The following is a 17426-nucleotide window of genomic DNA, read 5'->3' as shown; positions in this document are numbered from 1 at the left end:
CAGTATTCAGCCAATCATTTCGACGACGACCTTGCCCATCGCCTGCCGGTTTTCCAGCAGCGCGATGGCTTCGCGGCCCTGATCGAGGGTGTAGCGCTGCGAAACGCGGGGATTGATCTTGCCGGCCTTGAGCAGGGCGAAGAGTTCCTCGACCTCGGCCTTGAACGCTGCAGGCTCACGTGCGGTCCATGCGCCCCAGAACACGCCGCAGACATCGCAGGACTTGAGCAGGGTCAGGTTGAGCGGGAGCTTGGCAATGCCTGCCGGGAAGCCGACGACGAGGAAGCGCCCTTCCCAGGCGATGGCGCGCAGCGCGGGTTCCGAATAGTCGCCGCCGACGATATCGTAGACGATGTCCGCACCGTTGGGGCCGCAGGCGGCTTTGAACTGGTCGGCCAAGGCCTTGGACTGGGTCTTGTCGAACGGCGGGCGACCATAGATGACGACGTCATCGGCACCGGCTTCGCGGGCGACTTGCGCCTTTTCCTCGCTGGATACAGCGGCGACCACGCGCGCGCCGAAGGCCTTGGCGAGTTCGACGGCGGAGAGGCCGACCCCGCCTGCCGCGCCGAGGACCAGCACGGTGTCGCCAGCCTTGATGTGGCCGCGATCCTTCAGGCCGTGGATGGTGGTACCGTAAGTCATCAGCAGCGAGGCTCCAGTGGCGTAGTCTACGCCATCGGGCAGTGCGAAGAGGCGGGCGACGGGGGCGACGACCTTCTCGGCCAAACCGCCGCTGCCGATCATGGCGATCACGCGATCGCCGACATTCCAGCCGGTGACGCCCTCGCCCAGTGCTTCGATCTCGCCCGCCAGTTCGCTGCCCGGCGCATAGGGGCGCTCGGGCTTGAACTGGTAGAGATCGCGGATCATCAGCGTGTCGGGGAAGTTGATCGAGCAGGCGTGGACGCGCACGAGCACTTCGCCCTTCCCCGGTACCGGATCGGGCAGTTCGTCCATGACCAGCGTTTCGGGGCCGCCCGCGGCGTGGGTGCGCAGAGCCTTCATTTCACTTCTCCCAACGTTCTTGCGGAATCGATCCGCTCGACATCAGGGAAGCAACTTTTGCGCGGCTTGGGAAGCCCTCTTAAGCGTGCGGTTAAGCTGCCGCTACGGCATCCGTGCCGCGTGCGAGGAAGGGCAGGCTTTCACGCATCTTGGCCTCGTGCGTGGCGATGGCATCGCCGCGCGCCATGGTAAGGCCGACCTCGTCGAGACCGTTGAGCAGGCAGTGCTTGCGGAACGGGTCGATCTCGAAGGTGAAGCGGTCCTGGAACGGCGTCGTCACCGTCTGGGCTTCAAGGTCGATCGAGACGGGATCGGTCTGCGCGACTTCCATCAGGCGGTCGATAGCTTCCTGCGGCACGACGACGGTGAGGATGCCGTTCTTGAAGGCGTTGCCGGAGAAGATGTCGGAGAACGAAGGTGCGATCACGGCCTTGATGCCCATGTCGCCCAGCGCCCAGGCGGCGTGTTCACGGCTGGAGCCGCAGCCGAAGTTGTCACCCGCGATCAGGATCGGCGAGCCAGCGAACTCGGCGCTGTCGAAGATGTTGTCGGGATCTTCGCGCAGGGCTTCGAACGCCCCCTTGCCGAGACCCTGACGCGTGATCGTCTTGAGCCACTTGGCAGGGATGATCACGTCGGTATCGACGTTCTTGCGGCCGAACGGGATGGCCCGTCCTTCGATCTGCTTCACCGGTTCCATGGCCGTCGCTATAGCTTGCGCGATAGGCGATGCAATGCCCGTTTTGGGGGGCGTTTGGCGCAATATTATTGCGTGGCGGATAAACCCCGGATCAGTCCGTCTCGGGGGTATCGACCGGAGGAGCCTTGGGCTCGGTCTTTTCGGCGCGTTCCTTGCGGCGCGAGGCATAGAGCAGGGCCGCAGCCAGCGCTGCCGAGCCGATTGCCGCGCCCGCCATGGCTGCCTTGCCGGTCCAGTCCGTCTTCTTGGTCACGCTAGAGAACTCCTTCGCTGTGACTGGCAAGATTGGCCGGTCGGGCGGTGATTGCAAGGATCAGTCGAGGAATTTCCGCAGCTTCATCCATTCGGCGAGCTTGGCTTCGAACGTGAGGGACGCATGGGCGGGGCTGCTGGAGGGGAGACGCAGGAGTTCGAAGGGCCCTGCCCGGGCCAGTTGCGGCGTGCCGATGCTGGCGGATTTCGCGCCGTTGAAGGCAACGCAGCGCAAGTGCGGAAGTGTCGTTACAAGCGTCGCCAGAGCATTGGGAGCTACGTCGCGAATGGCGGTGTCGAGACTGCCCGCGCGTGTGGCTGTGCCGATCGAATCCCACAGGCCTATGCGGTGGGCGAGCAAGGTTTCGAGGCGCTGGGCGTAGTCCTGCGCGACGAGATCGACGTTGATCACCCCCCCGACCAGCCGCCAGAACTGGTTGCGCGGGTTGGCGTAGTAGCGCGCGGCAGCGAGGCTCGCTTCGCCGGGCAGGCTGCCGAGGACGACGACGCGGGTGTGCTGGTCGACGACGGGAGCGAAGGAGGACTTGCGGTCGGTCATCGTCTCAACTCTTTCGTCATTGCGAGCCTGCAAGGCGAAGCAATCCAGTGTGGTTCACGCCGACTCTGGATTGCTTCGCTACGCTCGCAATGACGAAAGAGAGGTTCATGCTTGAACGGACGAGACCTCGTTCTTGGCGGCCTCGTCCTTCGCGGGCGTGCCGCAGGTCATGCAGTAGCGGAAGAAGGCCATCTTGCGGGTGTTGCAGCTGTGGCAGTGGTCGAACAGGGTCATGCCACAGTGGACGCAGAAGTTGGCCTCGGCATCAGCGGTGGTGGAGATCGGGCGGTCGCAGCCGGGGCAGACCTTGGCGGCCATCTTCTTGAAGGCCTCGTCATGGCTGACGCGGGCGCGGCGCTCCTTTTCGGCCTGCGCCTCGACCTCCTGCCGGTGCGCAAGGTAGGCGCGCATGTTCTTGATCAGGAAGTGTCCCGCGGCGAAGGTCAGGATGATGCCGACGGCGTAGCGGATGTAGCCGCCATAGCTCGGCAGGTAGGGGACGAGTTCGACGAAAAACACGAAGACGGCGGCGAGGACGAAGCCGCGCATCAACGGCCAGTGGTCGCTCTTGCGCTTCCTGACGACCATCCATGCCGCTGCGGCGAGCATCGGCAGGGTGATGGCCAGACGCAGGCCGAAGACGCGCAGCTCCTGCCAGAACATCGCGCGTTCCTGCGCGGGAATCGCGTCATTGATCAGGCGGTTTTCCTCGAGACGCAGCGCGTTCTCGCGCTGGGCGAGCGGGGTGCGCTGGTTTTCGAGAGCGGCGATGGCCTGCTGGATGCTGCGCTCGTTGGCCTTGAGCTGTTCGAGTTCGCGGGTGCGGGCGAGGACTTCGGGGTCCTGCGCGGGATTGGTGGTGGCAGTCCGAGCGGCGATCCACGCCTTGAAGGTTTCGTTGGCGGTGCCGGACTGGCGCTGGGCCTGATCCAGTTGGAGGCGCTGGATCTCGAGCTTGTCGTCGATGGCGGTCTTGCTGTCGCCGATCTTGCGGATCTCGTCGCGGACTTGCCGGATGGCGGGGCTGTCTTCGGCAGGCGCGGTGTAGACCTGTTCCTCGACCATCGGCAGATCGCCGATGACAAGGTTGCCGAGGCCGACAATGAAACCGGCAAAGACGATCGATACCGCCCACAGAACGCCGCGATAGACGCGTTCGGGCACGCGCACGCCCTTGATCATGTCCATGGCTCACCCCTCCTTGGTTTGGTGGGAGAGGCTAAGCGCCGGGCACGGCGTTGTAAATCGGGGGCCTACTTCTGGACCAGCGGGCTGACCGGATCGCGGGCGGCTTCCCATTGCTGCCACTTGTCGCCGAGACCGGGGTGGTCGAGCGCGCCTTCGCGCATGGCGGCTGCGGCTTGTGCGGCAGGGAGTGGCGGGAGCGGACCGTTGTCGCCGAGCATGAGTTCATCGCCCAGCAGCCGGAAGTCCTGCGCGCCGGGGCGGAAGGCCTGGACCACGGTCATCACGCTGCCGCCGTACTGGACGACATCGATCACCAGCGCATCGACATCGCCAGACGGCGTCTCGACCTTGACCTGACGGGCGATGGCGCAATCGGGCCATTGCGACGCGCCGCCCGTGATGAAGGCGCGGGCGGCGGCGTCCTGGTCCTTGGGTGTCGCGCCCTCGAACGTCTGGAGCTGGCGGTTGCCGTCAGCGCGCATGCACAGCGACTGCGGCTGGTAGTGGCTGCCGGGCGGCAGGTCCGACGCCGTCCAGAACGCATGGGCCATGAGGAACCCGGCGAGCTGGAGCGCGGCTGTCGGAAGGCCTGCCACGGGCGTGTCAGCCGATCAGCTTGCGCACGTCGGTCAGGCGACCGGTGACCGCCGCAGCGGCGGCCATCGCGGGGCTGACGAGGTGGGTGCGCGCGCCGGGGCCCTGGCGGCCGACGAAATTGCGGTTCGAGGTGGAAGCGCAGCGTTCGCCTGCGGGCACCTTGTCCGGGTTCATGCCGAGGCAGGCCGAGCAGCCGGGCTCGCGCCATTCGAAACCAGCTTCGGTGAAGATCTTGTCGAGTCCTTCGTCTTCGGCCTGCTGCTTGACGAGGCCGGAGCCGGGCACGACAATGGCCCACTTCACGTTGTCGGCCTTCTTGCGGCCCTTGAGGATCGCGGCGGCGGCGCGCATGTCTTCGATGCGGCTGTTGGTGCACGAGCCGATGAAGATGTTCTGGACCTCGACGTCTTCCATGCGCTGGCCGGGAGTCAGGCCCATGTAGGCGAGGCTGGCCTTGGCGGCTTCCTGCTTGGAAGGGTCGGCAAAGCTTTCCGGCGCGGGCACGAGGCCGCTGATCGGCAGGACGTCCTCGGGGCTGGTGCCCCAGGTTACCGAGGGAGCGATGTCCTTGGCGTCGATGACCACAACCTTGTCGTAAGTAGCGCCGGGGTCGGTGGCGAGGCTCTTCCACCAGGCAACGGCCTTGTCCCAGTCCTCGCCCTTGGGCGCGTAGGGGCGGCCCTTGAGGTAGGCGAAGGTCTTTTCGTCGGGTGCGCAGAGGCCGGCGCGCGCACCGTGTTCGATGGCCATGTTGGAGATTGTCAGGCGGCCCTCGATGGAAAGGTCGCGGATGACCTGGCCGGTGTATTCGATGACTGAGCCGGTGCCGCCGGCAGCGCCGAGCACGCCGGTGATGTGCAGGACGACGTCCTTGGCCGTGACGCCGGGCATCAGGGTGCCTTCAACGCGCACTTCCATCGACTTCGACTGCTTGAGCAGCAGGGTCTGCGTGGCGAGCACGTGCTCGACCTCGCTCGTGCCGATGCCGAAGGCCAGCGCGCCAAGGCCGCCGTGGCAAGCGGTGTGGCTGTCACCGCAGACGATGGTGGCGCCGGGGAGCGAGAAGCCCTGCTCCGGGCCGACGACGTGGACGATGCCTTGCTCGGCGTCGGCATCGCCGATGTAGCGGATGCCGAAGGCGGGGGCGTTGCGCTCGAGCGCTTCGAGCTGCTGTGCAGACTCAGGATCGGCAATCGGCACGCGCTGGCCGTCGGCGGTGCGGCGCGCGGTGGTCGGCAGGTTGTGATCGGGCACCGCAAGCGTGAGATCGGGGCGGCGCACCTTGCGACCGGCGGCGCGCAGGGCCTCGAAGGCCTGCGGGCTGGTCACTTCGTGGACGAGGTGGCGGTCGATATAGATGAGCGCGGTGCCATCGTCGCGCTGTTCGACAACGTGGGCGTCCCAGATCTTCTGGTAGAGCGTGCGGGGGTTTGCGGTGTTCGACATGAGCCAAGCGGTTAGGCCCGCCCCGCCCGCAATTCAAGCAGGAAAGGGCGGGCCGAGGTGCCCCGAAGTGTAATTTTGTTACACTGTTTGGGCATTATCCGCCAACCGGTGAGCCTCAACCTCAGCCGCGGCGGCCGTCGCGGTCCCACTTCTCGGCGCGGAGACGCTGGGTGATGTTGGCAACGCGGCGTTCGAGGGTGCGGTATTCGCCGGACGACAGGCCACGATCGGCGTAGCGGTTGTAGGTCGCCTTCAGGTCACGCGCGTCGCGGCGCAGGCCCTGGGCTTCGCGGGGAGAGATGGCGCGATTGCGCTGGGCGCGGTCGATGCGGTTGTCGAGCTGCCAGATGTCGCGGCGGATGTCGGCGTTGCGGCCGGGCGTCATGTAGGCGGCTTCAGCGCGGTTGCCGCCGGGGTAGCGGTCGTTGTCATGAGCGAGCGCCGGGGTGGCGACGCCTGCGACGAGGGTGGAAAGGACAACTGCGAGAACGGTCTTGCGCATGGGATAAGCTCCTCATTGGTCTGTGAGGACAAAGTGCCGCCCGGCGGCTGAACCGCAGAAAAACGAGGCGTCGCGACTTTCGGGCAAAGTGTAAGAATGTGTCGCGATGGCCGTGCGGGCGGTGTATGGGGGCGCCATGCAGACGCTTGTTGCTATAGGTATCATCGTGGCCACGGTGCTGGTCATGGAATTCGTGGCGTGGTCCAGCCACAAGTACGTGATGCACGGCTTCGGCTGGGGCTGGCACCGCGACCACCACGAGCCGCACGATGGGTTCTTCGAGAAGAACGACCTCTATGCGGTGGTAGGCGCGGCGATCTCGATAAGCTTCTTCATGCTGGGCAGCCCGCTTGTGCTGGGCGCAGAAGCGTGGTGGCCGGCGACGTTCATCGGGCTTGGCGTCATGGCCTATGGCGCGATCTATACGCTGGTGCATGACGGCCTTGTCCACCAGCGCTGGTTCCGCTGGGTGCCCAAGCGCGGCTATGCCAAGCGGCTGGTGCAGGCGCACAAGCTGCACCATGCGACGATCGGCAAGGAAGGCGGGGTGAGCTTCGGCTTCATCTTCGCGCGCGATCCGGCGGTGTTGAAGAGGGAATTGCAGGCGCAGCGTGAGCAGGGGATTGCGGTGCTGCGCGAGGCGGTGGACGCCTAAGCCAGCCTGATCTCGTTAAGCACGCCCTTGGCCAGATTGCGGAAGCGCAGGGCGTCGGAGACGGATATGGCCTGATCGTGGGCGGCGGCGTTGCGCAAGCGCCGCATCTCTTCGATCATGCCGACTGTGCGCGCTGGCAAAACACCGCGTTTCTGCAGGGTGCGGCCCGCATCCGACGCATCGGGACTGGCGACGGCGTGTTCGATGGCGAGCGATTGCAGCGCTTCCTCGACCCCGGACCATGAATCGAGCACGGCGGCACCGGGCGAGAGATCGAGCAGCTTGAGGAAGCGGGCGTGATCGCCGGTCAGGGCGATTTCGGGGCCGTCAGGCTCGGCAGGCGCAGGGCTGGCTTCGGATTCGAGACGATCCAGCCGCTGGGCGAAACGCGCGGATTTGTCCCCCCAGCTCAATTCGTCGAGCCGCGCCAGCAGGGTGAGCAGCGGGCGGCGGAAGATCAGCGCGATAACCAGCGCCGAGAGCGGCCACGCCAGCGAGCCGAGCACCGAAGCGGTCCAATCAAGCCAGCTGGTCGGCGTATCGGCCGGTCCGACGGTCAGGGAAATCATCGGGCGAATCCAATCCTTTCGAAGCGCCCTCAGGTAGCACAAACAGAACAAAACGGAAACACGCTGATTGTTTATCCCGCCTTCCTCAATGTCGTTGGAAATATGATAGATATATCTATAGTTATCTCCTAATATTTCTAAAGGCATGGATGGCCGGGGCGATCGGATCATGGTGAGGTTGGCCGTACTGTCGGCTGCGGTCGTCGGCATTCTGTCATTGGGCCAGGTTTGGCAGGACAGGCACAGTACCCGGCTGGCTTCACCGGCAAAGGCCGAGCGTTGTTCTGCCACCCGTTCTGCACCGGGCGGTCGGGTTTTCCATGTCGATCCGGTCAATGGACGCGACGACGGAGACGGGTCGGCCGCGCGCCCCTGGCGAAATCTGTCGCGCGTTCTGTCCAAGGAGCTGATTGGCGATCGAGTACGTCAGGCCAACTGGCTACAACGGGTTGCTACGCGCATTTCCGGCCAGCCAAGCAAGCCGGAATGGGTCGGCAACGGGCGCGCGGTCGTACGCGGCGGGGACACAATACTGCTCTCTGGCGGCGACCATGGTGCGCTTGTTCTGGAAGGGATTGCGAACGACAATCCGGTGACTATTGCAGCGGCACCCGGTGCGCAGGCGCAGGTGGAAGCTATCTCCGTCGCCGACGCGACGAACTTCACCTTTCGGAATCTCGCCGTAACGCCGGAACAGGCGGGAATTCGGACGTTCCTGGTATCGACCCGGCCGAGGCCCGACGTCAGACCCTCTTCCAACATCCGCTTTGTCGGGCTGATCGTCGACGGCCCCGGCAGCATCGCGAACACGAGCCCGGCAGACTGGGTAAAAGAGGGCCGGAACGGCGTGCAACTGTCAGGCGAATGCCTCAGCCTCGAGGACAGCACTATCCGCGACGTGCGCTTCGGCGTTTCGATCTACCACGCAAACAGGGTGCGAATAGCGCGAAACACCATTCGCGGGTTTTCCGTCGATGGCGTGGACTTTACGGGCAACGACGTGGTCATTGCAGACAATGTGGTGGCGGACCATTGGCCGACCGGGGACCGGCTCCACCCGGATTGCATGCAAGGTCAGGTCAGTCCTGGCGATCCTCCGTTCCGGCGCGTGAGCATCACGGGCAACATCTGTCTGTCAGACACCGCGAACAGGCATTCGGACGAATTGCAAGGCATTACGATCTTCGATGGACGATGGAGCGACGTGACGGTTGCCTGCAACGTGGTACGCCCTTCGATCCACCACGGCATCGCGCTCTACGGCGTTGAGGGTGCGCGCATCGAGAAGAATTTCGTCCTCGGCTGGGAGAACGGGCGGACGGCATGGATCGGAGCCTTCCCTGCCAAGGACGGGCGTGAACCGAAGAACAACGTGATCCGCCGAAATACGTCGGTCGCCTATATCAACGCGATCCACGGCAGCGAAAAGCACCCGCGCAAGGTGATGGCAGCTTTCCGGATGGGCGAGAACGCCAGGGAGTTCCGGAAGATCATGCGCGATCCGATCACCGGCGTGACGCTTGAGGACAATGCCTGGCTGCGCTCCGGCCCCGATCTCTCGCACGACCGTCGCTTTCGGCAACCGGCTGGTGCGGCTCCGCGGGGTGCGCTCGACGTCGATGAGGCAAAGGCGCTTGTGCAGGAGCTGTGCCCGAGCGCCTTAGCCGGCGGGACGGTCTCCGCGGTCAGGAAGGCACCGTGGCGTACCGCCCTGTTGCGGTCAGACGTGCGATCGGCCGTTCGATGATGAGATGAGCCAAGGCTGCTGCACCAACGGACAACGCAATCGCCGTCGCTGCAAACAGGTTGGCCTGTGCCGTGCCATAAGGCAGGGAAAAATGCCGCCAGACAAGCTGCATGACGGTCATTATCGGCATGTGGACCAGATAGAGGGCGTAAGACACGTCACCGCCCCGGTTCCACCACCTGGCCTGCGGCAGGGGCAGCGGGCCTAGCACGGTTGCGCCGAGGATCAGCCAGCCAGCCAATCCCCAGGCAAGAAGGCGAGGCCAGCCGCCTTGCGCGCCGGGCAAATCCTGGAACGGGCCGAATACCAGGAGTAGCGCACAGCCCAGCATAGCGGCGCGCAAAGTGGAAGGCAGGCGCAAGCCCTTGCGGTAGAGCAGCGCGATGGCAATGCCGCCGAGGAATTCGATGACGATGGGATCGGACCAGTAGGCCAATGGCTGCGGCAACGGGGCCGCTGTGCCGATCAGGACCAGGATGCCGAGCAACGTGGCAATTCGCCGGGCGGTGGTTTGGGCGGTGCTCGCAATAGAGAGGGCGAACAACGCGTAGAACAGCATCTCGTAGTTCAGGGTCCAGCCGACTTCGAGCGGGGGGACCATGCGGCCATGCGCTATGTTCGAGGCATGGGGCAGGAAGGCGAATCCGCTGGCCGCGGTGGCTGCATCGGCAGCAGGGCCGAAGCGCCAGCCCCACAGCACCATGAAGGCCAGGGCGAGCCAGTAGAGCGGGACGATTCGCAGCAGGCGGCGCAAGAGGAAGGAGCGCCGCGCATCTGCGCTGCCGAACAGGCGCTCGGACGAGATGATCATCACGAAGCCGGAGATGGCGAAGAACAGATCGACGCCGAAAGCCGTGTGGCCGATCAGCGGTAGCCGGTAGAGGGTGACGCCGAGGTACTGCCCGGTATGGTAGGTGAAGATCTCGACGTGCCCGATCAGAACGGCGAAGGCGGCGAGGAAGCGCAGCATCTGCACGCTGGCGATGCGGCCTTTTCCCGGCGCGTCCGTCATTCGGCGCGGGTCCAGATCCAGGTGCCGGTGATGCCCATCACAACGGCGGGGATCAGTACCCATGGCCAGCCTGCGGTCACGCCCGTCAGCACCACGCCTGCGCCCATCGCGATCAGCGCGCCCTGCTTCGCCTTGCGCGAGATCGCGCGGCGTTCCCGCCACTGGCGCAAGGGCGGGCCGTAGCGCGGATGGTCGAGCAGGCGCTGCTCCCACGCCGGGTTCGAGCGCGCGAAGCAGAAGGTGGCGAGGAGCAGGAACGGGACCGTCGGCAGGATCGGCAGGAAAGCGCCGATTGCCCCCAGCGCCACACAGGTCACGCCGCCTGCAAGATAGAGGTGGCGGCGCAAGTCCCCTGCCCTGCCGTCAAGCCGTGGCGGCGATGCGCGCGGCGTGTTCGCGGACCAGCGCGATCATGTTGGGAACGCCCTGCGTGCGGTTCGAAGAGAGCTGCTTCTTGAGGTCGAAGGGGGCGAGTTCCTCGGCGATGTCGGTTGCGGCGACCTCGGCGGCAGGCTTGTCCTGCACGGCAGCGAGGACGAGCGCGACGATGCCCTTGGTGATTGCGGCGTTGCTGTCGGCGAGGAAATGCAGCTTTCCGCCGCCTTCCTGCGTGGGATAGACCCAGACGCTGGCCGAGCAGCCGCGCACGAGCGTGGCATCGGTTTTCAGGGCGTCAGGCATGTCCTCGAGCTCGCGACCGAGTTCGATCAGCAGTCGATAGCGTTCGTCGCCGTCGAGGAATTCGTACTCTTCAAGGATGTCTTCAAGGCTGCGCATGGGCTCGCATTAGCGGGCGCGGCGGAGTGCGTCCACCATCCGCGCGCCGATCAGCCCGAAAGGCCACCGGGGCGCGTGAGAGCGTACCAGATCACGTAGATCCACGAGAGGACGCCGTGGACCAGCGCCCAGACGATGGACTTGTGCAGGCTCCACGAGATGGTGATGGCAATGGCCGAGCCGAGGCCGATGCCGGCCTTGGCGGCGCCTTCGGTGTGGCGGCTCACAGGTCCACCCCCGAGGCGATGGCTTCAAGCTTGCGCAAGCGTTCGCGCATGTCGGCGAGTTCGATCAGGCTGCCAGCATCGCCGGTGTCAGAGCGCTGGAGTTCCATGCGCTTGAGCGCCAGCCAGCCGTCCCAGCCGCGCAGCGCGGCAAGGGCGACCATGGCAAGGCCGGTGAGGCCGGAGAGGGCAAGGACGATATCCGATGTCATGTCGGTCACTCCTCAGCAGTTGCGTCGCGCCGTTCAACGGTCGCGCAGGGATTCGATCTCACGCGAGAGGCGGCGGGTTTCGCCTTCGTCGGTGGCGATGCGTTCGAGGACTTCGAGCCGCTTGCGCAAGTCGGCAACCTCGCGTTCGAGGCTGGCGGTATAGGCCGGGTCATGATCGACGATCGGCCCGCGCTCGCCGTGGCGCCGGTCGCGGTTCATGCGCACGTTGGCAAAGGCGATGATCGCGACGATGGCGACCATGGCGCTCCAGAAGGACATCGGGGCGGTTCCTCAGTTGACCTTGACGTCGCGCAGGCTTTCGATCTGCAGCGCGAGGTCGGTGTTGTTCTCGGTGGCGATGCGCTCGAGCACGCGAACGCGCTGTTCGAGGCGTTCGGCCTGTGCGGCGTACTGGGCCGCCTTTTCGGCAGTCTGCTTCGAGAGCAGTTCCAGTTCGCGTTCGCGGAAGGCAAGGCGCCGCTTGTAGATGTCCGAGCCGATGCCGAGCACGATCGGCAGGACGATCACCATGAACACCAGCGCCAGGATGACGTCCTCGTTCATTGCGTTTTCTCCTGAGCCGGGCGCAGGGCCTCGATCTGGCGAGAAACGTCGAAGCCGCTGTCGGTGACAATGGCTTCGACATTCGCGAGGCGCTGGTGCGTCCGGTCCAGCTGGTCGCGCAGGAAGGCGTTCTCCTCGCGCAACTTGGCATAGGCCTCCTGGTCGGCACGGTCGGTCTTGCCGCCCCACTCGTCCTCAAGGGCATAGCCGTGGCGCGCGCGGATCCAGTTGTTGATCACCCAGCCGCCGGTAGAGATGGCGATGATCGCGAGGACGAATTCGGGACCGCCCCAGCTCATTGCGGCCTCCGGTCTTCGAGCGCGGCGCTATCGCGACGGAGCGCTTCGATCTGCGCTGCGGTATCGAAGCCCTTGTCAGTGACGATGGCTTCGAGGACGCGGACACGTTCTTCGAGTTCGCGGGTGTGCTGGGCGTATTGCGCGGCCTTTTCGGCGCTCAGTTCGGCGGTCGCCTTGATCTGCATTTCGGCGATCTTGGTGCGATGCTTGGTCCAGATCGCGACGATCGGAATGCAAAGCGCCACGATCGGTATCAGGCTGCCAATTTCTGCAGGTCCCATGGTTCAGTCCCCCTCAGGACATTTGCGCGCTTAGCGCAGCTTCTCGATTTCGGCCGAGAGGCGCGGGTTGGAATTGACGTAGAAGCTTTCGACATCGGCCAGGCGGCGATCGATGTCACGGAATTCGGCGCGGACTTCCCGGGCGGTGCGAGCGGGCGACTGGCGGACGCGCTGCCAGAACTGCTGCTCCTGGCGGTCGCCGTAGAGATGCGGCGGCTTCTTGCTGGCGAGGAAGCCGAGCACGAAGTAGGCGAGGAACGGCCACCCCATCGAGAATGCCAGGACCAGGAAGCCAAGGCGGACCCAGAGTGCATCGACCCCGGTGTAGTCGGCAATCCCGGCGCAGACGCCCATGAACTTGCCATTGACCTTGTCGCGATAGAAGCGGGTGCGGGGGCTGTTCACTTCGAGGTCCTTCCCTGTTCGGCGAAAAGGCGATCCAGTTCGCGCAGTTTCTGGTTGTCGGTCTCGCGGTCGTGCATGATCCGCGCCGGCTTGAATTCCGGGTTGTCGGCAGCGACAAGGCGCTCGACCGTGTCCATGCGCTCATCAAGGCGGCGGGCGAGCTGGTAGAGTTCCTCCAGCAGGGCCTCGTCACCGGTGGTGAGCGTGGGGGCGGTCTTCCACTTGGTGATGTAGTGCAGGATCAGCCATGGCAGGCCGACAAAGATTGCAATTATGGCAATCACCGGTTCCATGACTCAGCCTTCCTTTCCAAGCTGGCGCTTCATCGCTTCGAGTTCCTCGTCGATCTTGTCCTGCCCGGCGAGCGCGGCGATCTCGTCCGCGAGGCTGGGCTTCGAGTTGCCATCGGCAAGGCTGAGTGCATCGGCGCGGCCTTCGGCATAATCGACGCGGCGTTCGAGCTGGTCGAAGCGGGCCATGGCTTCATCGACGCGCTCGCTGGCGAGCAGGGACCGCAGGCGGACGCGGTTCTCGGCGCTTTCGAGGCGCGCGGCGATCGCGGTCTGGCGGCTGCGAGCTTCGCGCAGGCGGGTCTGCAGCTTCTCGATGTCCTGCTCGTAGGCGCGCATCGCATCGTCGAGCACCGTGATCTCGGTCTTGAGCTGGTCGGCCATGTCGGCGGCCTTCTTCTTTTCGACCAGAGCGGCACGGGCGAGGTCCTCGCGGTCCTTCGACAGCGCGAGCTGGGCCTTTTCCGCCCAATCGGCCTGGAGGCGTTCCAGCTTGGACACGTGGCGGCCCATTTCCTTCTGATCGGCGATGGTGCGGGCAGCCGAGGCGCGGACTTCCACGAGCGTCTCTTCCATCTCCATGATGATCATCCGGATCATCTTGGCAGGATCGTCCGCCTTATCAAGCAAGTCGTTGAAATTGGCGGCGATAATGTCGCGAGTCCGCGAGAAGATACCCATCAGGTTGGCTCCGGGGTTGAAGAAGGGCCGAAACTGGCCATTGCCGCCAGTGTTGCCCAGATTGCGCAAGCGATCCAGTTCCGTGTCGAGGCGGGTGGTGCGACCGCCTTCCTGACGCTCGGAACGGATCGGGGTGAGTTCGTCGGCCATCATGCCAGCTCACCGGTGATGGCGGCGGTGGAGGCCATGACGGTCGGAACTGCGTTCACCTGCTGGGTCAGGGCAAAGCAGCACATCACGACCATCGCACCGATGCTGGCAAGGCTGGCGCGGCCGAGCGAGGTGGAGAAGAAGCGGGCGGTGTACATTTTCGTGACCTTTCGGCGGGTTACTTGGCAATTCGTCCCGGCTCGTTGCCGGATGTTCATGGTAGAGCAAGGGGTGTGCCAAACTGCGATTGGCGCAGAAATCCGCCATTTTTGGGCTGTCACTCTCCTTTAATGTTGGGAATTCTTGCCGAGACTTGGGAAAATGCGCTAATCTTGCGGCATGGATCGGGAAGTTCAGTTCATCGGCCAATCGGGCGCGTTCCTTGACGCGGTCGAACGCGCCAGCCGCGCCGCGCCGATGCGCCGACCGGTGCTGGTGATCGGCGAGCGTGGGACCGGCAAGGAACTCATTGCCGAACGCCTCCACCGCCTGTCGACACGCTGGCAGGAACCGCTCGTCACGATGAACTGCGCGGCCCTGCCCGAAACACTGATCGAGGCCGAACTGTTCGGGCACGAAGCCGGAGCCTTTACGGGTGCAACGCGGGCGCGGACCGGGCGGTTCGAGGAAGCGGACAAGGGCACGCTGTTCCTCGATGAACTCGGCACGCTGTCGATGGGCGCGCAGGAGCGGCTGCTGCGCGCGGTCGAGTATGGCGAGGTCACGCGGATCGGATCGAGCAAGCCGGTGCGGGTGGACGTGCGCATCGTGGCGGCGACGAACGAGGACCTGCCCAAGCTGGCGGAGCAAGGCCGCTTCCGCGCCGACCTGCTGGACCGCCTGAGCTTCGAGGTGATCACCTTGCCCCCGCTACGCGTGCGCGAAGGCGACATTGCGGTACTGGCCGATTACTTCGGACGACGCATGGCGGCGGAACTGCACTGGGTTTCATGGCCAGGCTTTGCCGCATCGGTGCAAAAGGCGATGGAGGACTACCTCTGGCCGGGCAATGTGCGCGAGCTGCGCAACGTGGTGGAACGCGCGGTCTATCGCTGGGATGACTGGAGCCAACCCATCGGACACGTGCAGTTCGATCCGTTCGAGAGCCCGTGGAAGCCGGTGGCTACGATGCGTCCCGAGGTTGCAGAGAGCGAGGCGGCAGCGCCGGTGCGAGTCTCCGCGCCTTCAGCGGACTTCGACAGCGTGGCGGACTTGCGCGCGGCGGTAGATGCGCACGAGCGGGCCATCGTCGAGCACCACCTGGGCCGCAATCGCTACAACCAGCGCCAGACCGCCAAGGCTCTGGGGCTGACCTACGACCAGTTGCGCCACTGCATGAAGAAGCACGGGTTGAGCGAGAAGGGCTGAAAGGGCTGTTTCACGCAGAGGCGCAAAGGAACAGGGAGGCGCGGAGGAGTAGGAAGGGATTTCTCACAATCTTTCCCCTTCCCCGCAGATCCGCACCACACCACTCCTGCTTGCACCGTCAATGAAACCCGGTAACGCCTCGCAACAATGTCCCTCACCCGCCTGACCTTGCGCGATTTTCGCAACCATGCCGCGACGCGGCTGGAGGGGATGCGTGTGTTCAACGTGCTGGTGGGCGAGAACGGGGCGGGCAAGACCAATGTGCTCGAGGCGGTAAGCCTGCTGGCGCCGGGGCGTGGCCTGCGGCGCGCGCAGCCTGCGGAGATGGCGGGGCGTGATGGCGGCGGCGGCTTTGCTGTGGCGGCGGAGCTGGAGGACGGCGGGGTGCAGATCGGCACGTCCACCGATGCCTCTGCTCCCAATCGACGCGCGGTGCGGATCAACGGGGCGGAAGGTCCGGCGGCGCGGCTGGGCGAATGGCTCTCGATCACCTGGCTGACCCCGGCAATGGACCGGATCTTTGCGGAGAGCGCAGGGTCCCGGCGGCGGTTTCTGGATCGGTTGGTGCTGGCCCGCGAGCCCACCCATGCGCGCAATGCCACCCGCTATGAAACGGCGCTGCGCGAACGCAACCGGCTGCTGGGGGAGCCTGCCGAACCCGATCCGTTGTGGCTCGATGGCATCGAGGCGCAGATGGCGGAGAGTGGCGCTGCGATGGCGGCGGCGCGGGCGGCACTGGTAGCGGACCTTGGGCGCGTGCTGGAAACCGTACCGGAACAGCCATTTGCGCGGCCTTCTTTAGTCTATGCCAGCGAAGTGCCGCTGGAGACGGACGCATTGCGCGCCGTGCTGCGCGAGGGTCGGCGTCGGGATCGCACGGCAGGACGGTCGCTGAGCGGGCCGCATCGCGATGATCTGGCAGTGACGCTGGCGGCGAAAAACGCGCCTGCCGCCGATTGCTCTACCGGCGAGCAGAAGGCGATGCTGATCGCCATTGTCCTCGCCCATGCCGAATTGACGGCGGGCGAGCGCCCTCGCCTGCTCCTGCTCGACGAAATTGCCGCGCACCTCGATCCGGTACGGCGCGCGGCGCTGTTCGAGCGGCTGGCACTGAGTGGCGCGCAAGTGTGGATGACGGGGACCGAGATGGCGCCGTTTGCCGAAATTGCCGGGTCCAGCGCAGTTTGGGCGGTGCGCGATGGGGTCGTGGACTCGCTCTGAGCGCTACTTGGCGATGGCTGTCTTCAGCGCCTTGGCCACCTGATCCTTTGTCGCAGCGACGATCTTGTCCACGCCTTGCGCGTTGGGGTGGACATTGTCCTCCAGCATCAGGGCCTTGTTGCCAAGCACCGGAGCGAGGAAGAACGGGACCAGCCCGGCCTTATGTTTCTTCGCAAGTTCGGGCCAGATGGGATTGAATTGCTCCTGGTAATCCGCGCCGAGGTTGGGGGCGGCAAGCATTCCCGTCAGCACAACCGGGATGCCACGCTTGTCGAACTCGGTCAGGATCGCATCGAGGTTGGCCCGGGTTTCCGCCGGCGGTAGTCCGCGTAGCATGTCGTTGCCGCCGAGGCCGACGAGAGCGAGGGCGGGTTTGACCGGCTGGTTGTCGAGCGTGAACTGCAGGCGCTGGAGCGCGGCGGCAGTGGTATCGCCCGAGACGCCGGCGTTGACGACCTTTGCCGGAATGCCGCCTGCGTTGAGCGCGGCTTCGAGGCGCGGCGGATACCCCTCGCCCGGGTTGAGTTTGTAGCCGGCGTAGAGGCTGTCACCGAAGGCGAGAATGACGGGCGCATCGGCCGGGATCGGTGCCGACGCCTGCGCGGCGCTGGTGGCAGCGGGCTCGGGGGTCTTCTCGGGCGAGCAGGCAGCGAGAACAAGGGTTGCGGCAAGGGCGAAGCGTCGCATTGAAACTCCATGGGCGCGCCCCCAAGTGCCGG

The 17426-nt window shown here is 65.2% G+C and carries 27 protein-coding genes; 4 read left to right on the top strand and 23 right to left on the bottom strand.

All coding sequences use genetic code 11. The features are described from left to right. Positions 1 to 6: 6 nt before the first annotated feature. The 8 genes from I2488_RS15915 to I2488_RS15880 all read right to left on the bottom strand — a co-directional run bounded on the left by I2488_RS15915 (position 7) and on the right by I2488_RS15880 (position 6252). Complete coding sequence (locus I2488_RS15915) at positions 7 to 1008, bottom strand: NADPH:quinone oxidoreductase family protein (protein ID WP_196276798.1); 1002 nt, start codon at positions 1006 to 1008, stop codon at positions 7 to 9. Between the two features lie 91 nt (positions 1009 to 1099). Further along, positions 1100 to 1708: a 3-isopropylmalate dehydratase small subunit gene (leuD, locus tag I2488_RS15910; RefSeq protein WP_196276797.1), complete on the bottom strand. Its 609-nt coding sequence runs from the start codon at positions 1706 to 1708 to the stop codon at positions 1100 to 1102. 91 nt (positions 1709 to 1799) lie between these two features. After that, positions 1800 to 1961, bottom strand: a complete 162-nt coding sequence (locus I2488_RS15905; RefSeq protein WP_144906583.1) for an LPXTG cell wall anchor domain-containing protein — start codon at positions 1959 to 1961, stop codon at positions 1800 to 1802. Between the two features lie 60 nt (positions 1962 to 2021). Beyond that, a complete protein-coding gene (locus tag I2488_RS15900; RefSeq protein ID WP_196276796.1) occupies positions 2022 to 2519 on the bottom strand; it encodes a DNA-deoxyinosine glycosylase in 498 nt (165 codons plus the stop codon). A gap of 105 nt (positions 2520 to 2624) precedes the next feature. After that, complete coding sequence (locus I2488_RS15895) at positions 2625 to 3707, bottom strand: zinc ribbon domain-containing protein (RefSeq protein WP_246465719.1); 1083 nt, start codon at positions 3705 to 3707, stop codon at positions 2625 to 2627. Between the two features lie 65 nt (positions 3708 to 3772). Then, the gene (locus I2488_RS15890) at positions 3773 to 4303 is read right to left on the bottom strand and encodes a hypothetical protein (protein WP_196276795.1); all 531 of its coding nucleotides are present in this window, start codon (positions 4301 to 4303) and stop codon (positions 3773 to 3775) included. Positions 4304 to 4310: 7 nt separating this feature from the next. Continuing rightward, positions 4311 to 5750: a 3-isopropylmalate dehydratase large subunit gene (leuC, locus tag I2488_RS15885; protein ID WP_196276794.1), complete on the bottom strand. Its 1440-nt coding sequence runs from the start codon at positions 5748 to 5750 to the stop codon at positions 4311 to 4313. A 121-nt stretch (positions 5751 to 5871) separates the two neighbouring features. Beyond that, positions 5872 to 6252: a hypothetical protein gene (locus I2488_RS15880; protein WP_118073421.1), complete on the bottom strand. Its 381-nt coding sequence runs from the start codon at positions 6250 to 6252 to the stop codon at positions 5872 to 5874. A gap of 136 nt (positions 6253 to 6388) precedes the next feature. On the opposite strand from I2488_RS15880, the gene I2488_RS15875 reads away from it, so the two are divergent. Then, a complete protein-coding gene (locus I2488_RS15875) occupies positions 6389 to 6907 on the top strand; it encodes a sterol desaturase family protein (protein WP_196276793.1) in 519 nt (172 codons plus the stop codon). On the opposite strand, the gene I2488_RS15870 is transcribed toward I2488_RS15875, so the two are convergent. Then, positions 6904 to 7476, bottom strand: a complete 573-nt coding sequence (locus tag I2488_RS15870; RefSeq protein WP_196276792.1) for a hypothetical protein — start codon at positions 7474 to 7476, stop codon at positions 6904 to 6906. The genes I2488_RS15875 and I2488_RS15870 overlap by 4 nt on opposite strands. Before the next feature lie 169 nt (positions 7477 to 7645). On the opposite strand from I2488_RS15870, the gene I2488_RS15865 reads away from it, so the two are divergent. Beyond that, positions 7646 to 9223 carry a right-handed parallel beta-helix repeat-containing protein gene (locus tag I2488_RS15865; RefSeq protein WP_196276791.1) on the top strand — a complete coding sequence of 526 codons (1578 nt, stop codon included), beginning with the start codon at positions 7646 to 7648 and terminating at the stop codon, positions 9221 to 9223. On the opposite strand, the gene I2488_RS15860 is transcribed toward I2488_RS15865, so the two are convergent. From I2488_RS15860 to I2488_RS15800, 13 genes are read right to left on the bottom strand one after another with little or no spacing between them, the layout of a single operon-like run. Continuing rightward, on the bottom strand, positions 9162 to 10235 hold the full coding sequence (locus I2488_RS15860; protein ID WP_196276790.1) for an acyltransferase family protein: 1074 nt from the start codon (positions 10233 to 10235) through the stop codon (positions 9162 to 9164). The genes I2488_RS15865 and I2488_RS15860 overlap by 62 nt on opposite strands. Continuing rightward, positions 10232 to 10582, bottom strand: a complete 351-nt coding sequence (locus I2488_RS15855; RefSeq protein WP_196276789.1) for a YbaN family protein — start codon at positions 10580 to 10582, stop codon at positions 10232 to 10234. Before I2488_RS15855 ends, I2488_RS15860 begins: the two co-directional genes overlap by 4 nt. Before the next feature lie 16 nt (positions 10583 to 10598). Further along, positions 10599 to 11012 carry a SufE family protein gene (locus I2488_RS15850; protein WP_196276788.1) on the bottom strand — a complete coding sequence of 138 codons (414 nt, stop codon included), beginning with the start codon at positions 11010 to 11012 and terminating at the stop codon, positions 10599 to 10601. Between the two features lie 50 nt (positions 11013 to 11062). Beyond that, the gene (locus I2488_RS15845; protein ID WP_196276787.1) at positions 11063 to 11239 is read right to left on the bottom strand and encodes a hypothetical protein; all 177 of its coding nucleotides are present in this window, start codon (positions 11237 to 11239) and stop codon (positions 11063 to 11065) included. Beyond that, the gene (locus tag I2488_RS15840) at positions 11236 to 11457 is read right to left on the bottom strand and encodes a hypothetical protein (protein ID WP_425492416.1); all 222 of its coding nucleotides are present in this window, start codon (positions 11455 to 11457) and stop codon (positions 11236 to 11238) included. The genes I2488_RS15845 and I2488_RS15840 overlap by 4 nt, the downstream gene beginning before the upstream one ends. A gap of 24 nt (positions 11458 to 11481) precedes the next feature. Beyond that, positions 11482 to 11727 (bottom strand): hypothetical protein, encoded by a 246-nt coding sequence (locus I2488_RS15835; protein ID WP_196276785.1) that lies wholly within the window; start codon positions 11725 to 11727, stop codon positions 11482 to 11484. A gap of 12 nt (positions 11728 to 11739) precedes the next feature. Then, positions 11740 to 12012 carry a hypothetical protein gene (locus I2488_RS15830; RefSeq protein ID WP_196276784.1) on the bottom strand — a complete coding sequence of 91 codons (273 nt, stop codon included), beginning with the start codon at positions 12010 to 12012 and terminating at the stop codon, positions 11740 to 11742. Next, positions 12009 to 12311, bottom strand: coding sequence for a hypothetical protein (locus I2488_RS15825; protein ID WP_196276783.1), 303 nt, complete (start codon positions 12309 to 12311; stop codon positions 12009 to 12011). Before I2488_RS15825 ends, I2488_RS15830 begins: the two co-directional genes overlap by 4 nt. Further along, complete coding sequence (locus I2488_RS15820) at positions 12308 to 12592, bottom strand: hypothetical protein (protein ID WP_196276782.1); 285 nt, start codon at positions 12590 to 12592, stop codon at positions 12308 to 12310. Before I2488_RS15820 ends, I2488_RS15825 begins: the two co-directional genes overlap by 4 nt. Before the next feature lie 30 nt (positions 12593 to 12622). Then, positions 12623 to 12997 (bottom strand): envelope stress response membrane protein PspC, encoded by a 375-nt coding sequence (gene pspC / locus I2488_RS15815; RefSeq protein WP_196276781.1) that lies wholly within the window; start codon positions 12995 to 12997, stop codon positions 12623 to 12625. Continuing rightward, positions 12994 to 13290, bottom strand: coding sequence for an envelope stress response membrane protein PspB (pspB, locus tag I2488_RS15810; RefSeq protein WP_196276780.1), 297 nt, complete (start codon positions 13288 to 13290; stop codon positions 12994 to 12996). Before pspB ends, pspC begins: the two co-directional genes overlap by 4 nt. Positions 13291 to 13293: 3 nt before the next feature. Then, entirely contained in the window at positions 13294 to 14118 is an 825-nt protein-coding gene (gene pspA, locus I2488_RS15805; protein ID WP_343071093.1) for a phage shock protein PspA, read from the bottom strand. After that, a complete protein-coding gene (locus tag I2488_RS15800; RefSeq protein WP_196276779.1) occupies positions 14118 to 14276 on the bottom strand; it encodes a hypothetical protein in 159 nt (52 codons plus the stop codon). Before I2488_RS15800 ends, pspA begins: the two co-directional genes overlap by 1 nt. A gap of 181 nt (positions 14277 to 14457) precedes the next feature. Here I2488_RS15800 and pspF point away from each other — a divergent pair, with 181 nt between their 5' ends. Continuing rightward, on the top strand, positions 14458 to 15486 hold the full coding sequence (gene pspF, locus I2488_RS15795; protein ID WP_196276778.1) for a phage shock protein operon transcriptional activator: 1029 nt from the start codon (positions 14458 to 14460) through the stop codon (positions 15484 to 15486). A gap of 147 nt (positions 15487 to 15633) precedes the next feature. Next, positions 15634 to 16707 carry a DNA replication/repair protein RecF gene (recF, locus tag I2488_RS15790; RefSeq protein ID WP_196276777.1) on the top strand — a complete coding sequence of 358 codons (1074 nt, stop codon included), beginning with the start codon at positions 15634 to 15636 and terminating at the stop codon, positions 16705 to 16707. A 3-nt stretch (positions 16708 to 16710) separates the two neighbouring features. On the opposite strand, the gene I2488_RS15785 is transcribed toward recF, so the two are convergent. Further along, on the bottom strand, positions 16711 to 17394 hold the full coding sequence (locus I2488_RS15785) for an arylesterase (protein WP_196276776.1): 684 nt from the start codon (positions 17392 to 17394) through the stop codon (positions 16711 to 16713). Between the last annotated feature and the right edge of the window lie 32 nt (positions 17395 to 17426).

It is taken from the genome of Novosphingobium jiangmenense (genome assembly GCF_015694345.1).
GTDB classification, from domain to species: Bacteria; Pseudomonadota; Alphaproteobacteria; order Sphingomonadales; family Sphingomonadaceae; genus Novosphingobium; species Novosphingobium jiangmenense.
The sequence above is the reverse complement of the archived record's forward strand: the minus strand, read 5'-3'. Positions and strand labels throughout refer to the sequence as shown.

What these genes read in the sequence shown, in the direction of transcription:
- leuC (WP_196276794.1), bottom strand. Translation starts at nt 5,750, where the DNA reads ATGTCGAACACCGCAAACCCCCGCACGCTCTACCAGAAGATCTGGGAC.
- I2488_RS15865 (WP_196276791.1), top strand. Translation starts at nt 7,646, where the DNA reads ATGGTGAGGTTGGCCGTACTGTCGGCTGCGGTCGTCGGCATTCTGTCA.
- pspF (WP_196276778.1), top strand. Translation starts at nt 14,458, where the DNA reads ATGGATCGGGAAGTTCAGTTCATCGGCCAATCGGGCGCGTTCCTTGAC.
- I2488_RS15830 (WP_196276784.1), bottom strand. Translation starts at nt 12,012, where the DNA reads ATGAACGAGGACGTCATCCTGGCGCTGGTGTTCATGGTGATCGTCCTG.
- leuD (WP_196276797.1), bottom strand. Translation starts at nt 1,708, where the DNA reads ATGGAACCGGTGAAGCAGATCGAAGGACGGGCCATCCCGTTCGGCCGC.
- I2488_RS15900 (WP_196276796.1), bottom strand. Translation starts at nt 2,519, where the DNA reads ATGACCGACCGCAAGTCCTCCTTCGCTCCCGTCGTCGACCAGCACACC.
- I2488_RS15870 (WP_196276792.1), bottom strand. Translation starts at nt 7,476, where the DNA reads ATGATTTCCCTGACCGTCGGACCGGCCGATACGCCGACCAGCTGGCTT.
- I2488_RS15850 (WP_196276788.1), bottom strand. Translation starts at nt 11,012, where the DNA reads ATGCGCAGCCTTGAAGACATCCTTGAAGAGTACGAATTCCTCGACGGC.
- I2488_RS15835 (WP_196276785.1), bottom strand. Translation starts at nt 11,727, where the DNA reads ATGTCCTTCTGGAGCGCCATGGTCGCCATCGTCGCGATCATCGCCTTT.
- recF (WP_196276777.1), top strand. Translation starts at nt 15,634, where the DNA reads ATGTCCCTCACCCGCCTGACCTTGCGCGATTTTCGCAACCATGCCGCG.
- I2488_RS15785 (WP_196276776.1), bottom strand. Translation starts at nt 17,394, where the DNA reads ATGCGACGCTTCGCCCTTGCCGCAACCCTTGTTCTCGCTGCCTGCTCG.
- I2488_RS15800 (WP_196276779.1), bottom strand. Translation starts at nt 14,276, where the DNA reads ATGTACACCGCCCGCTTCTTCTCCACCTCGCTCGGCCGCGCCAGCCTT.
- I2488_RS15895 (WP_246465719.1), bottom strand. Translation starts at nt 3,707, where the DNA reads ATGGACATGATCAAGGGCGTGCGCGTGCCCGAACGCGTCTATCGCGGC.
- pspA (WP_343071093.1), bottom strand. Translation starts at nt 14,118, where the DNA reads ATGGCCGACGAACTCACCCCGATCCGTTCCGAGCGTCAGGAAGGCGGT.
- I2488_RS15915 (WP_196276798.1), bottom strand. Translation starts at nt 1,008, where the DNA reads ATGAAGGCTCTGCGCACCCACGCCGCGGGCGGCCCCGAAACGCTGGTC.
- I2488_RS15880 (WP_118073421.1), bottom strand. Translation starts at nt 6,252, where the DNA reads ATGCGCAAGACCGTTCTCGCAGTTGTCCTTTCCACCCTCGTCGCAGGC.
- pspB (WP_196276780.1), bottom strand. Translation starts at nt 13,290, where the DNA reads ATGGAACCGGTGATTGCCATAATTGCAATCTTTGTCGGCCTGCCATGG.
- I2488_RS15820 (WP_196276782.1), bottom strand. Translation starts at nt 12,592, where the DNA reads ATGGGACCTGCAGAAATTGGCAGCCTGATACCGATCGTGGCGCTTTGC.
- I2488_RS15875 (WP_196276793.1), top strand. Translation starts at nt 6,389, where the DNA reads ATGCAGACGCTTGTTGCTATAGGTATCATCGTGGCCACGGTGCTGGTC.
- I2488_RS15860 (WP_196276790.1), bottom strand. Translation starts at nt 10,235, where the DNA reads ATGACGGACGCGCCGGGAAAAGGCCGCATCGCCAGCGTGCAGATGCTG.
- I2488_RS15825 (WP_196276783.1), bottom strand. Translation starts at nt 12,311, where the DNA reads ATGAGCTGGGGCGGTCCCGAATTCGTCCTCGCGATCATCGCCATCTCT.